Origin of the sequence: Streptomyces racemochromogenes (assembly GCF_039535215.1) — a bacterium.
Lineage (GTDB): Bacteria > Actinomycetota > Actinomycetes > Streptomycetales > Streptomycetaceae > Streptomyces > Streptomyces racemochromogenes.
Genome location: NZ_BAAAWT010000001.1, coordinates 5,553,392 through 5,568,933 on the forward strand (window position 1 = coordinate 5,553,392; position 15,542 = coordinate 5,568,933).

Below are 15,542 nucleotides of genomic sequence, written 5' to 3' on the forward strand. Positions count from 1 at the left end.
ATCACGTCCCGGTGAAGCGGGGGACGGACGGGGCGTCGCCGGGGAGGCCGCTGCCCACCGCCGCCCCGGGGCGGCCGCGGCGCGTGACGGCGCAGACCAGGGTGATCACGGAGCCGGCCACCGCCCAGGCGGCCAGCACCAGCATGGGGCCGCCCGCCCCGTTGCCCTTGAAGTACGTGAGGGAACGCGCGGCGTACGTACCGGCGCCCGGCGGCAGGGCCGGACCGATCGCCCGCCAGAACGGCGGCAGCAGCGGGTACGGGTAGGCACCGCCGGCGCTCGGGTTGCCGAACACCACGACCACCAGGATGGCCAGGCCGATGCCGACCACGCCGGCGACCCCCTGGAGGGCCAGGGTGAGGGCGCCGACGGCGAAGACCACCAGGGTGCCCAGCCCCCACAGGGCCATGAGCGGACCGGGCAGCGCGCCCAGCACAGGGCCGGCGATGACCGTGCCGAGCAGCCCGGCGGCGATCGAGTACAGCAGCAGCGCGCCGAGCCGGATGACCGCGCGGTGCATGTTGGCGGGCCGGGCGCCGGCGCTGATCGCCAGGATCGCCGCGCACAGGTAGCCGCCCACGCACCAGCCGATCACCAGGTAGAAGGAGCTCAGGCCGCGGCTGTCGCCCCGGTCGGCGGGGGCCACGTCGACGACCCGGACCGTGCGGCCCCGCGCCTTCTCGGCCGCGCCGACGACCTGCTCCAGGGCCTGCGAGAGCGAGGCCCCGGCACCGCTCGCGACCAGCAGCCGGTCGGTGGTGCCGGCCGGGTCGACGACCAGGGCGCCGTCCACGTCCCGGTTCCGGACCTGCGCGAGCGCCGCCGCCTCGTCCTCGACCGCGCGCGGGTCGAGCGGACCGCCGGGCAGGGCGTCGAGGGCCTTCACCGTCTGCGCGGCGAGGGCCTCGGCGGGGGCGGCCACCGCGATCGGGATCTCGCTGGGCTTCGGGTGGTGGAAGGCCCCGATGTAGGAGGTGATGAACGCCAGCTGGAGGGCCAGCACCCCCACGACCAGCAGGGCTGCCCGGGCGGTCACGGCGTCCTTGATCTCGGCGAGGAAGCCGCTGCTCTTGGTGGGGTGGGTCATGGTGCCACGCTCGGCGCGCCGGGGTTCCCGCGCAGCAGGGGAGGCCCGAATGGATGATCGAACAAGTGTTTCGCACGGGTATTCGAATTGCTCTATGGTGGAGAAGGGGGAGGTCGAAGGTCGAGCGAAGCAGGAGGGCCGCGGGTGCCTGGTTTTACGCATCTGCACACCGTTTCGGGGTTCTCCGTGCGGTACGGGGCCTCACACCCGGAGCGGCTGGCGCAGCGAGCCGCCGAGCGCGGCATGGACGCCCTCGCCCTCACCGACCGCGACAGCCTCGCGGGCGCGGTGCGGTTCGCGAAGGCGGCCGCCGCGGCCGGGATCCGGCCGCTGTTCGGCGTGGACCTGGCCGTGCCCCCCGGGGGATCGCCCGCCGACCGGCCGGGCGGCTCCGGCCCGGCCGGCGAGGCCTCGTACCGCAGGCGCACCCCCGTCAGGGGCGGCGCCTTCGTGGACGAGTCCGCCCCGCGCGCGCTCTTCCTGGCCCGGGACGGGGCCGCCGGCTGGGCGGAACTGTGCCGGATGGTCACGGCCGCCTTCGCCCCGGCCGGCCGGGGAGAGGGAGCCGGGGCCGCGGGCCCCGTCCCGGTCCCCGGCTCCGGCCCGGCCGGGTGGGCCGACGGGGCCGGTGGCGGCTCCGGCGACGGGCTCGTGGTGCCGGGGGGCTTCGACGCCGACGGCCGGTTCGCGGGGGCGGGCTCCGCCGCGGGCCGCGGGCTGTCGTGGGAGGCGTTGCGCGGGGAAGGGGTGTTCGTGCTGCTCGGGCCCGGCTCCGAGGTGGGCCGGGCGCTCGCCGCCGGACGACCCGACCGGGCCGCGCGGCTGCTCGCGCCCTGGCGGGAGGTCTACGGCGACGCCCTGCGCCTGGAGGCCGTCCACCACGGCCGCACCGGCACCGGCCCCGGCTCGCTGCGCCTGGCCGCCCGTACCGTCGGCTTCGCCGCCGAGCAGGGCGTCACGGCCGTGCTGACCAACGCCGTCCGGTACGCCGACCCCGGCCAGGGCCCCGTGGCCGACGTCCTCGACGCCGCCCGCAGGCTCGTCCCCCTCGGCCCCCGCACCACCCGCGACAGCGGCGAGCGGTGGCTCAAGGACCCCGCCGCCATGGCCGAGGCCGCCGAACGGATCGCCGAGGCGGCCGGACTGCGCGCCGCCGACGCCCGCCGGCTGCTCGCCCGGACCCGGGAGACCGCCGAGGCCTGCTCCGTGGACCCCGAGGACGACCTCGGCATCGGCTCCGTGCACTTCCCCGAGGCCCGCCTCGTCGGCGCCGACCGCCGCACCGCCCAGCGGGTGCTCGCCTCCCGCGCCTCCGCCGGCATGGTGCTGCGCGGCTACGCCGGGCGGCGCGCGTACTGGGACCGGATGGAGGAGGAGCTCGACGTCATCGCCCACCACGGCTACGCCTCGTACTTCCTGACGGTCGCCCAGGTCGTGGACGACGTACGGGAGACGGGCATCCGGGTGGCCGCGCGCGGCTCCGGCGCGGGCTCCCTCGTCAACCACCTCCTCGGCATCGCGCACGCCGACCCCGTCGAGCACGGCCTGCTGATGGAGCGCTTCCTGTCCAAGCGCCGCCGCGTGCTGCCCGACATCGACATCGACGTGGAATCCGCCCGCCGGCTGGAGGTCTACCGCCGGATCATCGGCCGTTTCGGCGCCGAACGCGTCGCCACCGTCGCCATGCCCGAGACCTACCGGGTCCGCCACGCCGTCCGCGACGTCGGCGCCGCCCTGTCCATGGACCCGGCCGCCGTCGACCGGCTCGCCAAGGCCTTCCCGCACATCCGGGCCCGCGACGCCCGCGCGGCCCTGGCCGAACTGCCCGAACTCCGCGAGCTGCGCGAGGGGCGGGCACAGGAGCACGAGCGGCTGTGGGACCTCGTCGAGGCGCTCGACGCGCTGCCGCGCGGGACCGCCATGCACCCGTGCGGGGTGCTGCTCTCCGACGCCTCGCTGCTCGCCCGCACCCCGGTGGTGCCCACCAGCGGCGAGGGCTTCCCCATGTCCCAGTTCGACAAGGACGACGTGGAGGACCTCGGGCTGCTCAAACTCGACGTGCTGGGCGTGCGCATGCAGTCCGCGATGGCGCACGCGGTCACCGAGCTCAAGCGGGCCACGGGCCTCGACCTCGACCTCGACGACCCCGCGCAGGTCCCCCCGGGCGACGGGCCGACGTACGAACTGATCCGCTCCGCCGAGACGCTGGGCTGCTTCCAGATCGAGTCCCCCGGACAGCGCGACCTGGTGGGCCGGCTCCAGCCCGACTCCTTCCACGACCTGGTCGTCGACATCTCCCTCTTCCGGCCCGGCCCCGTCGCCGCCGACATGGTGCGCCCCTTCATCGAGGCCCGGCACGGGCGGGCCCCGGTCCGCTTCCCGCACCCGGACCTGGCCGACGCACTGAGCGAGACGTACGGGGTGGTGGTCTTCCACGAGCAGATCATCGAGATCGTGCACGTCATGACCGGCTGCGGCCGCGACGAGGCCGACCGGGTGCGGCGCGGGCTCTCCGACCCGGACTCCCAGGGCCGGATCAAGGCCTGGTTCGCGGCGACGGCCGCCGGGCGCGGCTACGCGCCCGAGGTGGTCGCCCGGACCTGGGAGATCGTCGAGGCCTTCGGCAGCTACGGCTTCTGCAAGGCCCACGCCGTGGCCTTCGCCGTGCCCACCTACCAGTCGGCGTGGCTCAAGGCCCACCACCCGGCGGCCTTCTACGCGGGGCTGCTCACCCACGACCCCGGGATGTACCCGAAGCGGCTGCTGCTGGCGGATGCCCGGCGGCGGGGCGTGCCGGTGCTGCCGCTCGACGTGAACCGCTCGGCGGCCGCCCACCGCATCGAACTGGTGTCCGATGCCCAGGAGGGGAGGGGGCCGGAACGGTGGGGGCTGCGGCTCGCCCTCTCCGACGTCCACGGCATCAGCGAAGCCGAGGCCCGCCGGATCGAGGCCGGGCAGCCGTACGCCTCCCTGCGCGACTTCTGGGACCGCGCCCACCCGGGCCGACCGGTCGCCGAACGGCTCGCCCAGGTCGGCGCGTTGGACGCGTTCGGCGCCAACCGCCGCGACCTGCTCCTGCACGTGACGGAACTGCACGGCGCCCAGCGCGCCGCCGGCACCAGCGGCGCGGCCCAACTGCCCCTCGGCGGCGGCCGGTCCACCGCTCCCGTCGGCCTGCCCGACCTGAGCGACGCCGAACGGCTCAGCGCCGAACTCGGCGTCCTCGGCATGGACGCCTCCCGCCACCTGATGAACGACCACCACGCCTTCCTCGCCGAGCTGGGCGTGACCCCGGCCGCCCGCCTGCGGGACACCGGACACGGGCGGACCGTCCTCGTCGCGGGCGCCAAGGCGGCCACCCAGACCCCGCCGATCCGCTCCGGCCGCCGCGTCATCTTCACCACCCTCGACGACGGCACCGGCCTGGTCGACCTGGCCTTCTTCGACGACAGCCAGGAGGCCTGCGCGCACACCGTCTTCCACTCCTTCCTGCTGCTCGTACGGGGAGTCGTGCAGCGCCGCGGCCCGCAGAGCCTGAGCGTGGTCGGGTCCGCCGCCTGGAACCTCGCCGAGCTGGCCGAACTGCGCGCCCACAGCGGCCTGGAGGCGGTCACGGCCCGCCTCGCCGAACCCCTCCCCGGGGAGGGCGAGGGCGACGGAGGCGGCACCGGCAACGGCCGCCGCATCCACCTCCCCACCGGCTACGAGATGAACCCCTGGGCCGACCTCCAGCCGCCCGGGGAACGCGCCGCCACCGGCCGCAAGCTGTGGCACTCCAGCCCGGGGAGCGCGGGATGAGCGCCGCCACAGCGGCCGGCGTGCTGCACGTCCGCTGCGCCCCCACCCTGCCCGGGGAGGGCTACCGCGAGGTGCTGGAGCTGCTGCGCGAGTTCTCCCCGCTCGTCCAGGCCCTGCCGCCGCGCGCCGCGCTGGTCCAGGTCCGCGGCGCCCAGCGGTACTTCGGCGCCGACGCCGCCCGCATCGCCGAGGTGGTCCGGCTGCGCGCGGTGGCCCGGCTGGGCACCGACGTCCGGATCGGGGTCGCCGCCACCTGGGCGGTGGCGTCCATGGCATCCGCCCGGATCCAGGGGCCCGGCGGGGTGCTGGCCGTGCCCGCGGAGGCGGTGGCGGGCTTCCTGGACCCGCTCCCGGTGGAGGAGCTGTACGGGCTCGGCTCCCGGCAGGCCGAGGCGCTGCGCCGGTACGGGCTGCACACCGTCGGGGCGCTCACCCACGTCCCGCCCGGGGTCGTCGAGCGGATCCTCGGCAAACGGGCCGGCCGGCTCGCGGCCGAGCGGGCCCGCGGGATCGACCCGCGCCCGGTCACCCCGCGCGACCTGCCCTCCTCCGCCGCCGTCCGCACCGGGTTCACCCGCCAGGAGCTGGACGGCCCGCACGCCCGGGCCGAGCTGCTCGGCCTCGTGGTCCGGCTCGGCGCACAGCTGCGCGGACGCCGCCAGGCCGCCCGGTCCCTGTCGCTGACCCTGCGCTTCGCGGGCGGCACCCGGTGGGAGAGGTCCCGGCGGCTGGCGGAGCCCTCGGCCCACGACGAGGACCTGCGCACCCTCGCGTACCGGCTGATGGACGCGGCCGGCCTGCAACGGGCCCGGCTGACCGGGATGGTGCTGCGCGCGGAGGACCTCACGGCCGCGGAGGACGTGACCCGCCAGCTCACGCTGGACCCGGTCCGCGAGTCCCGGCTGACGGTGGAGGCCGCCATCGACCGCGCCAACGCCCGGTTCGGCCCCGGCACGGTCCGCCCCGCGTCGGTGGCGGGCCCGGTGCGGCGGCGCTCAGACCCCGTCGAGCATCAGCCGGGCCGTCTCCGCGCGCAGCGGGGTGGTCTGGGCCTGGATCAGGTGGAACTGGGCCTCGCGGGAGAGCCGGCCGGCGGTGTGCCCGTACTGGACGGCCCGGCCGCCCGCCACCGCCACGCAGGTCGCCGCCGCCCGGACGGCCAGGTCCAGGGCGGCGGCCCGCAGGGTGAGGCGGTCCCCGGTGCGCTCCCCGCGCGGGACCTCGTCGCGCAGGGCGTAGGCCTCGGCGCGCAGCCGGGCGGTGCGCTCGGCGAGGCGCAGGCCGAGGTCCTCGTACGGCGGTGACTGGAGGAGGAAGGCGGCGGTGGCGCGGAGCTGGCCGAAGACGGCGGGCTGCGCGTCGGCGTTCTCCAGGTCGTAGGCGCGGATCCAGTCGGTCCGCGGCAGCACCCCGGCCACCCGCTCGTCGGGCACGCGGACGTCGCGCAGCTCGACGGTGGCGGTGTGCGTACCGCCCATCGCCCACAGCGGGGCCCCCGCGGCGGAGCCCAGGCCGCTGTCGGTGCGGTCGACCAGGGCCAGGACCGCCTCGTCCGACGGGCCGACCGCGCCGGCGAACAGGGTGTCGGCCAGGTCCCACCCCGTCACCCAGGGCATCCGCCCGTCGAGCCGCCATCCGCCCGGGACCCGCCGGGCGGTGACGGGCGGGCGCGGATGGCGCAGGAAGGCGAAGCCGGCGGTGGCGCGCGTCTTCCCGGAGGCGAGGTCCGCCAGCCTGCTCCGGCGCAGGGCGTCCCCCGCCGGGCCGGCCGCCTGGAGCAGGGCCTTGGCCAGCGGGACGTGCTGGGTCCACACGAACCAGGTCGAGGGGTCCACCGCCGCCAGTACCTCGTGCACCTCCCGGAACACCTGGCGGGCCGTCAGCCCCTCGGCCGGGTCCGGTTCGTATCCGATCAGCCCGTACGCGCCGGCGGCGGCGAGTGCGTCCAGGTGGGTGCGCGGCACCCCGTCGACGGCGGTCCGCTCGGCCTCCGGCGCCAGTACGCGTACGGCGGCCTCCGTGACGGCGGCGACCAGCGGATCGGCCGCCAGCCGGGGCGGGGTGGCCAGGGCGGTGCCGGCTCCGGGGGCCGTCTGCATGGCGGGCGCTCACCTCAAGTCCGGGTCCAGGGGCGTCCATTGTTCCCGAGCGGCACTGGAGGCAGGCTCGACACGCCAGTTTTTACCGCCGCGTAACTTCCAAGTTTTGCTACTGGACCGTAATTTAGCCGCAGCAGCCCCCCTTGTGATCCGGATCACGGGACGAACCCCCACGCATTCCCCTTGACCCGCAAGGAGATCACACGATGCTGCCCTGGAGACGCCTGCTCCGCCCGCTGGCCGTCCTCGCCCTCGCCACAGCCGCCCTCGTCGCCCCCACCGGCGCCGCCCAGGCCGCTTCGGCCCCCAGCAGCGGCTGGAACAACTGGTCCTGCAAGCCGTCCGCCGCCCATCCCCGGCCCGTCGTCCTGGTCCACGGCACCTTCGGGAACTCCGTCGACAACTGGCTCGGGTTCGCCCCCTACCTGGTCCACCGCGGCTACTGCGTCTACTCCCTCGACTACGGCCAGCTGCCCGGCGTCCCCTTCTTCAACGGCCTCGGGCCCATCGAGAAGTCCGCCGGCCAGCTCGACGCCTTCGTCGACAAGGTCCTCGCCTCCACCGGCGCCCCCGAGGCGGACCTGGTCGGCCACTCCCAGGGCGGCATGATGCCCCGCTACTACCTCAAGTTCCTCGGCGGTGCCGCCAAGGTCAACGCCCTCGTCGGCCTCGCCCCCGACAACCACGGCACCACCCTGTCCGGACTCGCCCAGCTGCTCCCGTACTTCCCCGGAGCCGAGGACCTGATCAGCACCGCCACCCCCGGACTCGCCGACCAGATCGCCGGCTCCGCCTTCCAGCAGAAGCTGAACGCGGGCGGCGACACCGTCCCCGGGGTGAAGTACACGGTCATCGCCACCAGGTACGACGAGGTGGTCACCCCGTACCGGAGCGCCTTCCTCGAAGGGCCGGACGTCCGCAACGTCGTGCTCCAGGACCTGTGCCCGCTGGACCTCTCGGAACACGTGGCCATCGGCCTGACCGACCGCATCGCCTGGCACGAGGCCCTCAACGCCCTCGACCCGGCCCACGCCGAACGCACCACCTGCGCCTCGGTCTTCGACTGAGACCGGGGCGCGGGCGGCCCGCCCGGTGCGTGCCCGGCGCGGGCCGGGCGCCCGTCCGCTAGCGGACGTCCCGGCCGGCCGTCGCCGTCGCGCGGCGGCGGCGGGCCATGGCGAACAGTACGGCCGCACCGGCCGCGAGCGCCCCGGCCCCGGCGACCGCGATCAGCGGGGTCGCGGAGCTGCCACCGGTCGCGGCCAGGTCCCCGCCGGTGCCGGCGCCTGTGCCGGCGCCGGTGCCGGCCGGCGAGGGCGCGGCGGAGTCCCCGCCGGGGGCCGGGGCGGCGGCGATCGGGGTGGCGGCCGCGCTGCCGTTCGTCTTCGGGTCGTTGTCCCCGTGGCCGTTGTGCTCGATCGTCGACTTGCCCGCGCCGTCGGAGATCTGCTGGTCCGTCGGCGCCTTGGGCGGCTCCACGGGCTTGGCGGAGGAGGAGCCGGCCGACGGCTTCGCGCTCGGGGCGGTTCCCGTACCGGGCGCCGTACCGCTGCCGCCGCCGTCCTTGCCGAAGACCACGTCCGAGCAGGTGTAGAACGCCTCCGGGCTGTCCGAGCGCTGCCAGATGCTGAAGATCAGGTGGCGGCCGGTCTTCTTCGGGACCGTGCCGCCGAAGACGTAGTCGCCGTTCTTCATGCCCGGGTCGGTGGCCTTCGCGAACGGCGCCGGCTCCAGGTCGGACCACTTCAGCGGCTTCGACGGGTCGTAGCCGTCCTTCGTCACGTACAGCTCGAAGGAGCCCTTGTGCGGGGCGGTCCCCTTGTAGCGGAAGGTGTGCGCGCCGGCCGTCATCGGGGAGGCCGGCCAGTCGGCGCGGGCCAGGTCCAGCCCCTTGTACTTGGCGTTGCCCGCCGAGCACAGCTGCCCGTCCGGGATCAGCGACCTGTGCTGCCCGGCCGCGTTGGCGATGTTCACGCCGTTCCAGTCGTAGAACGCCTGCGGCCCGCCCGCCGCGACGGCCGCCTTGCACGCCGCCGACTTCGGGGCCTCGGGACCCTCCGCGTAGCACGCCGCCACCCGGCTGACCGGGTCCGTCATCGAACCGTGGGCGGCCGCCGGCCCGGCGGCGTACGCGGCCACCGCGAGCGGGGCCAGACCGGCGGCGGCGAAACGGGCGGCGGTACGGGAACGGCGTGCGGGCATGGGTGGATCTCCTTCGGGCGCAAGGCGGGGAAGCGCCAGCGGAACCGGCCGGCGGCCCTCCCTGGCCCCGCCAAGCTAGCCCGCGGACAAGCCCGTTCGGCCCCGACGGGGCCCCGCGAGGGGATCCTTAGGGTTCGTTTAAGGAAGGCCTAAGCGGGCCGACAGGAACCCCCCGACCGGCGCCTACCCGAGGAGGCCGGCGAGCCCCTCCGGTGTGTGCGCCCGCTCCTCCAGGGAGTCCAGCGCCCGTACGGCCCGGGCGGCCGCCTCCGGGTCCCTCTCCGCCAGCCCGCTCGCCGCGAACTCGTCCTCGTCCAGCCGCAGCACGGACTTCCCGTCCGCGGACACCCACAGGTCGAGGTCCAGGTCGTCGACCACGATCTCGCCGCCGCGGACCACGGCGGGCCGCGTCACGTCGCAGTACCAGCCCTTGAGGACGCCCTCACCGGTCCACACCTCCTTGACCGCGTACCAGCGCGTCCTCCAGAAGTGCTCCACGAACACGTCACCGGGCTCGAAGCGGACGAACCCGAAGTCCTTCACCCCCTCCGCGGCCCAGGGGGCGCGCACCGAGATCCGGTCCCCGTCGTCGGCGACCTGCGCCGCCGGATAGCTGATCTTGGTGCGGCCGGCCTTGGTCAGGGTCACGGTCCAGGACACGGTCATCGGGCTGCTCCCAGCTGTTTGGCGAAGCGCGTCTCGGTCGCGCAGGTCTCGTACCCCAGCCACGCGTTGATCGCGAGCATCGGGTCGTTTCCGGCGTCGTTGCCGGTGAAAGCCTCGGTGTACCCGGCCGCGCGGGCCCGGTGCAGCGAGTCGGTCTTGGCGAGCTTGGCCAGCCCGCGGCCGCGGAAGGCGCGCCGGGTGCCGGTCATCGCCGTGCCGTAGCGGGTCGCGCCGTCCGTGCGCGCCGCGGTGAAGGCCGCGACCGCCCCGTCGACGAGGACGACCGTCGTCAGCTCGTGGTCCAGGGTCGGCTGGCGCCAGACGGTGTCCAGCCAGTCCTCGTAGTCGTCCAGCTCGATCGGCACGTCCCCCGGCTCGTCGGCCGTCACCTCGGCGTCGGCCTCGTACAGCGGGCGCGGATCGGCGGCGAAGGCCGACCCGGGCCGCAGCTCCACCCCGGCGGGCAGCTCCCCGGGCAGGGGAGGCAGGCCGCCCGCCGCCAGGTCCAGCCGCAGGAAGTGCGCGCTGCGGCCGGCGCGGTAGCCGTGCCGCTCGGCGAAGCCGCGGTGCGCGGGCCCGTCCAGCACCCAGGCGTACACGTCCACCGCGCCGCTCGCCGCGAGGTGCTCCTCGGCGGCGCGCAGCAGCGCGGTCCCGGCGCCGAGGCCCTGGTGCGCGGGGTCGACGTGGACGTTCACGAAGGACACCCCCGCCTGCGCGGTGCCGACGGGACGGCCGTCGGGGGTCTCGGCCAGGAGCAGACGGTAGTGCTTCTCCGGGCGGGCGGAGGTGAGTTCGTGGGCGACGGCGGAGGGGGTGCTGATCATGAAGGGCAGGGCCGCACGGCGGATCCGTACGACGGCCTCGGCGGACGGGAGGTCCTCGGGGCGGACGTCGCGGACGTGGATGGTCATGGGGCGGACGTTACGGGCGGAGAACCCTGCGGCGCCTGCGAATTACGCGCCGGATGGGGGAGAATCGGCCCGTGACCTCGACCAACCTCAGGATCAGGATCGACGGCTCGGCCGGCTCGGCCGCCCCGTACGAACAGCTGCGCGCGCAGATCGCGGACCGGGCCCGGTCGGGAGCACTGCCGGCGGGCTACAAGCTGCCGACCGTGCGGGGGCTGGCGGAGGAACTGGGGCTGGCCGCGAACACCGTCGCCAAGGCGTACCGGGCGTTGGAGGCCGACGGGCTGATCGAGACGCGCGGGCGGCACGGGACGTTCGTCGCGGCGGCGGAGGGCTCCTCGCGGGAGGCGGCCGCCGCCGCGCAGGCGTTCGCGGACCGGGCCCACCGGCTGGGCCTCACGGAGGCGGAAGCCGTGGCGGCTGCCTCCGAGGCCGTCCGTGCCCGCTACGCCACTCCTTCTTGACGCGCCGCACTCCTTCTTGACGCGCCGCTCGCACGGCTCGGCCCCTGGGGGGCCTCCCCGGCTTCGCGCCGCTGCGACAGCCTCCGGCTGTCGGGGCGGGGCGGGGCCGGTTCGCGTTGCTGGTGCCGGTGGGCGTGTGCGGGTGGGTGTGCCGCTGCGCGGGGCTGGGTCCCCTACCCGCCCTTCCACCGTTCCCAGGGGCTCCGCCCCTGACCCCGGTACCGGACGCTGCGCGCCCGGTGCGCTCAAACGCCGGCGGGGCTGGATACATCCAGCCCCGCCGGCGTTTGAGGCGCGGGGGTCTGCGGGCGGAGCCCCCAGGAGGGGTCCGGGCGCAGCCCGGGGAACGGGCGAAGGGTGGGTAGGGGACTCCGCCCCGCGCAGCGGCGCCCCCGCCCCGACCGACCGGCACACGCGCCCCCGGCCGGCCGGCCCCGGCCCCGTAAACCGCCGGACGGAGTCACAGGTACAGGCCCGCCTCCCGCGCCGGCTGCGCCGGCACGGCCGCCGGCCCCGTCCCCCGCCGGAGGGCGAAGAGTTCGGCCAGGGTGGCGCCCTCGCGGGAGACGCCCTCGTCCGTGCCGAGCCAGTCCACCGCCTCCGGATGGGTCAGCCGGCCGACCTCGATGCGGGCCAGGCACCGCCCCGGGCGGACCACCGCCGGGTGGAGGCGTTCGAGGTCCTCGTTCGTCGTGACGCCGACCAGGACGTTGCGGCCCTGCCCCAGCAGCCCGTCCGTCAGGTTCAGCAGCCGGGACAGCGCCTGGCCCGCCGTGTGCCGGGCCTCGCCGCGGATCAGCTCGTCGCAGTCCTCCAGCAGCAGCAGCCGCCACCGGCCCTTCGCGGTGCCCTCGTCCTCCCCGATGGCGATGTCCATCAGATAGCCCACGTCGTTGAACAGCCGCTCCGGGTCCAGGACGCAGTCCACCTGGCACCAGTCCCGCCACGACCGCGCCAGCGTGCGCAGCGCCGAGGTCTTGCCGGTGCCCGGCGGCCCGTGCAGCAGGAGCAGCCGGCCGGCGATGTCGTCCGGGGTGACCTTCATCAGCCGGTCCATCGCCAGCGCCACCGGCGCCGTGTAGTTCGGCCGGACGTCCTCCCACGTGCCCGCGGAGATCTGCCGGGTCGTGCGGTACGGGCCGCGGCGCGGGGAGACGTACCAGAACCCCATCGTGACGTTCTCCGGCTGCGGTTCGGGCTCGTCCCGCGCCCCCTCGGTGGCCTCGCCCAGCACCTTCTCCGCGAGTTCGTCGCTGACCGCCGTCACGGTCACGTCCGCCCCCCGGCTCCAGCGGGAGACCAGGACCGTCCAGCCCTCGCCCTCGGCGAGCGTGGCGCTGCGGTCGGTGTCGCGGGCCGCGCGGAGCACGGTGGCGCGCGGGGGCAGCAGGGTGGCTTCCGCCTTCACCCGCTCGATCGTGACGCTCTGCGCGTACGGCTGCTCGCCGGTCGCGAACCGGCCGAGGAACAGCGCGTCGACGACATCCGACGGTGAGTCGCTGTCGTCGACATGGAGCCGGATCGGCAGCGCGTCATGCGGGTCTGCTGGCATGGCGCCCATGATCCGGCACGAAGTGCCCCCGTGCACCTGTGTTTCGCCGGATCGGGTGGACGGGTTCCCTCTTCAAACGCGGCCGGGGTGAAGATTCCCGCCCCGAACATTCTTGGCATGAACACTTCCGGCCAGGCCCGGCTGCTTGTACCACGGACTCAGTGGTAACCCCCCCCCACGAGGAGCCGCACACACATGAGCAAGAGAATGTCGCGTTTCGCCGCCCTGACCTCCTCCCTGTTACTCGCCGCGGGCGCCGCCCTGTTCGGCGCCGGCCAGGCCTCCGCCGCGCAGGCCGACTTCGGCTACGTCGCCCTCGGCGACTCGTACTCCTCCGGCGTCGGCGCCGGCAACTACGACAGTTCCAGTGGCAGTTGCAAGCGCACCACCCGCGCCTACCCGGCCCTGTGGGCCGCCGCCCATTCCCCGCAGACCTTCTCCTTCACCGCGTGCTCGGGCGCCCGTACCGGTGACGTGCTCTCGGGTCAGCTCGGCCCCCTCAACTCCGGCACCGACCTCGTCAGCATCACCGTCGGCGGCAACGACGCCGGGTTCTCGGACGTGATGACGACCTGCGTCCTGCAGTCCGAATCCACCTGCGTCAACCGGGTCAACGAGGCCAAGCGGTACGTCGACACCACCCTCCCCGGCCAGCTCGACCAGGTCTACGACGCGATCCGCGGCCGCGCCCCCTCGGCCAAGGTCGTCGTCCTCGGCTATCCCCGCTTCTACAAGCTGAGCGGCACCTGCGTCGCCGGCCTGACGGAGGGCGAACGCTCCGCCATCAACGGCGCGGCGGACCACCTCAACGCCGCCATCGCCAAGCGCGCCGCCGACCACGGCTACACCTTCGCCTCGGTCGTCGGAGCCTTCACCGGCCACGAGATCTGCTCCGGCAGTGCCTGGCTGCACAGCGTCAACTGGACCAACATCGGCGAGTCGTACCACCCCACGGCCGCCGGGCAGTCCGGCGGCTACCTGCCCGTCTTCTCCGGCAAGGTCTGATCCGCGGGACCCGTCCCTAGGGGCTGACGCCCGCGCTCGGTGTGGGCGCGGGCGTCGGCGTCCCGGCCGGGGAACCGGAGGGGCCGGGGGAACCGGGGGAGGAGGCCCCGCCCGTCGGGGTCTCCTTCACGCACGTCAGGGAGTACTCCAGCCACGCGGAAGCCGTCTGCGCCGGTGCCCGGACCTCCAGCCGGACCGCGTCGCGGAAACTCGCGCCGGCCGGATCGCCCGGCTCGGTGTGGTTCAGCTGGCGGGTACGCGCACCGCCCTCCTCGTACACGATGCTCTGCCAGTCGGAGGCCGGCCCGCCGCCCGCACCGCGCCGGACCCAGCGGTACTCCACCACCGCCGGGATCCGGGCCACCTCGATGGTCCCGGTGAAGGCGGGCGCGGCCACCTCGGCCGGCGGGCAGCTCCCGCGGTACTCGGGGCGCGTGGCGTGGGCGTACAGGGTGACGCTCTGCGCGGCGGTGGCACCGGCGGACGCCGATGCCGATGCCGATGCCGATGCCGAAGCGGACGCCGAGGCCGAGGCCGAAGCCGAGGGGGCCGCCGAGGGCGAGGGGGTGTCCCCCGGTTCCTCCTCGCCCCAGGTGTCCCGCAGCAGCAGCCACCCCAGCAGGACCAGCCCCAGCAGCAGCACCACGATCCCGAGGGTCAGCACCGCCCCCGCGGGCCCGCGGGAGCCGCCCCCGGATTCCGCCGCGGGTGCCGGCAGCGGCACCGGCGCCGGCGGGGTCCGCCCGTACCCGTGCCCCGCCCCGGCCCCGGCCCGTGCGGCGACCGTCGGCGCGTCCGCCCCCGACACCGGCCCGCCGGGGTCCCGTACCGCCCCGCCCGCGCCGACGATCCGCAGCATCCGGGCGGCCTCCGCGGCGGACAGCCGCTCGGCCGGGTCCTTGCGCAGCAGCCCCTCCAGCACCGGCTCCAGCGGCCCGGCCCGGCGCGGCGGGGGCAACTCCGATTCCACGACCGCCCGCAGGGTGGACAGCGGGGTGTCCTTGCGGAAGGGCGAGACCCCCTCCACGGCCGCGTAGAGCATCACCCCCAGCGACCACAGGTCCGACTCCGGGCCGGGCTCGTTCCCCAACGCCCGCTCCGGGGCCAGGAACTCGGGGGACCCGACCACCTCGCCGGTCATGGTGAGCGCGGCCGTGCCCTCCAGACGGGCGATCCCGAAGTCGCTCAGCACCACCCTGCCGTCATTGGCGACCAGCACGTTGGCCGGCTTCACGTCCCGGTGCAGCACCCCGGCGCCGTGCGCGGCCCGCAGCGCGGCCAGGACCTGTTCGCCGATGTGCGCGGCGCGCTGCGGGGTCATCGGGCCCTCGCCCTCCAGCACCTCCGCCAGGGAGAGCCCGCGCACCAGCTCCATCACGATCCACGGGCGGCCGTCCTCGCTCGCGACGTCGTAGACCGTGACCACCCCGCGGTGCGAGACGCGGGCGGCCGCCCACGCCTCCCGCTCCAGCCGCCGGTACATCCGCTCGACCTCGGCCGCGTCCAGCCCCGCGGGGGCCCGCACCTCCTTGACGGCGACCTCGCGGCCCAGCACCTCGTCCCGGGCCCGCCACACCACGCCCATGCCGCCGCGCCCCAACCGGCCGAGCAGCCGGTACCGGCCGGCGATGACACGCCCGGCGTCCCCGCTTTCGCTACCGTTCACGCGAGCCCCCCTGCGTCACCGGGTGATCACTCCAAGTTAGCGCAGTGCGGGCCGGGTGGCCCCCGTCGTGACGACACTGTCACCGACTGCTG

At 75.5% G+C, this 15,542-nt stretch carries 11 protein-coding genes; 5 read left to right on the top strand and 6 right to left on the bottom strand.

Annotated features, from left to right (window positions below; translation table 11 throughout):
- Position 1: 1 nt before the first annotated feature.
- Positions 2-1,087 carry a YhgE/Pip domain-containing protein gene (locus tag ABD973_RS25530; protein WP_125820656.1) on the bottom strand — a complete coding sequence of 362 codons (1,086 nt, stop codon included), beginning with the start codon at positions 1,085-1,087 and terminating at the stop codon, positions 2-4.
- Positions 1,088-1,231: 144 nt separating this feature from the next.
- Here ABD973_RS25530 and ABD973_RS25535 point away from each other — a divergent pair, with 144 nt between their 5' ends.
- The 3 genes from ABD973_RS25535 to ABD973_RS25545 all read left to right on the top strand — a co-directional run bounded on the left by ABD973_RS25535 (position 1,232) and on the right by ABD973_RS25545 (position 8,051).
- The gene (locus ABD973_RS25535) at positions 1,232-4,885 is read left to right on the top strand and encodes a DNA polymerase III subunit alpha (RefSeq protein WP_345502298.1); all 3,654 of its coding nucleotides are present in this window, start codon (positions 1,232-1,234) and stop codon (positions 4,883-4,885) included.
- Positions 4,882-6,189 (top strand): DNA polymerase Y family protein, encoded by a 1,308-nt coding sequence (locus ABD973_RS25540; RefSeq protein ID WP_125820654.1) that lies wholly within the window; start codon positions 4,882-4,884, stop codon positions 6,187-6,189. Before ABD973_RS25535 ends, ABD973_RS25540 begins: the two co-directional genes overlap by 4 nt.
- Before the next feature lie 1,001 nt (positions 6,190-7,190).
- Positions 7,191-8,051 (top strand): esterase/lipase family protein, encoded by an 861-nt coding sequence (locus ABD973_RS25545; protein WP_125820653.1) that lies wholly within the window; start codon positions 7,191-7,193, stop codon positions 8,049-8,051.
- A gap of 58 nt (positions 8,052-8,109) precedes the next feature.
- On the opposite strand, the gene ABD973_RS25550 is transcribed toward ABD973_RS25545, so the two are convergent.
- The 3 genes from ABD973_RS25550 to ABD973_RS25560 all read right to left on the bottom strand — a co-directional run bounded on the left by ABD973_RS25550 (position 8,110) and on the right by ABD973_RS25560 (position 10,766).
- A complete protein-coding gene (locus ABD973_RS25550) occupies positions 8,110-9,186 on the bottom strand; it encodes a lytic polysaccharide monooxygenase auxiliary activity family 9 protein (RefSeq protein ID WP_125820652.1) in 1,077 nt (358 codons plus the stop codon).
- A 183-nt stretch (positions 9,187-9,369) separates the two neighbouring features.
- Positions 9,370-9,852: a ribonuclease FAU-1 family protein gene (locus ABD973_RS25555; RefSeq protein WP_125820651.1), complete on the bottom strand. Its 483-nt coding sequence runs from the start codon at positions 9,850-9,852 to the stop codon at positions 9,370-9,372.
- Entirely contained in the window at positions 9,849-10,766 is a 918-nt protein-coding gene (locus ABD973_RS25560; RefSeq protein WP_125820650.1) for a GNAT family N-acetyltransferase, read from the bottom strand. The genes ABD973_RS25555 and ABD973_RS25560 overlap by 4 nt, the downstream gene beginning before the upstream one ends.
- Positions 10,767-10,819: 53 nt before the next feature.
- Here ABD973_RS25560 and ABD973_RS25565 point away from each other — a divergent pair, with 53 nt between their 5' ends.
- Complete coding sequence (locus ABD973_RS25565) at positions 10,820-11,227, top strand: GntR family transcriptional regulator (RefSeq protein WP_345502302.1); 408 nt, start codon at positions 10,820-10,822, stop codon at positions 11,225-11,227.
- Positions 11,228-11,687: 460 nt separating this feature from the next.
- Here ABD973_RS25565 and ABD973_RS25570 read toward each other — a convergent pair whose 3' ends face one another.
- Entirely contained in the window at positions 11,688-12,779 is a 1,092-nt protein-coding gene (locus tag ABD973_RS25570; protein ID WP_125820648.1) for a DUF5925 domain-containing protein, read from the bottom strand.
- Positions 12,780-12,974: 195 nt separating this feature from the next.
- Here ABD973_RS25570 and ABD973_RS25575 point away from each other — a divergent pair, with 195 nt between their 5' ends.
- Positions 12,975-13,784, top strand: a complete 810-nt coding sequence (locus ABD973_RS25575; RefSeq protein WP_125605258.1) for an SGNH/GDSL hydrolase family protein — start codon at positions 12,975-12,977, stop codon at positions 13,782-13,784.
- 16 nt (positions 13,785-13,800) lie between these two features.
- Here the strand turns inward: ABD973_RS25575 and ABD973_RS25580 are convergent, their stop codons facing one another.
- Positions 13,801-15,369: a serine/threonine-protein kinase gene (locus ABD973_RS25580; RefSeq protein WP_386381901.1), complete on the bottom strand. Its 1,569-nt coding sequence runs from the start codon at positions 15,367-15,369 to the stop codon at positions 13,801-13,803.
- Between the last annotated feature and the right edge of the window lie 173 nt (positions 15,370-15,542).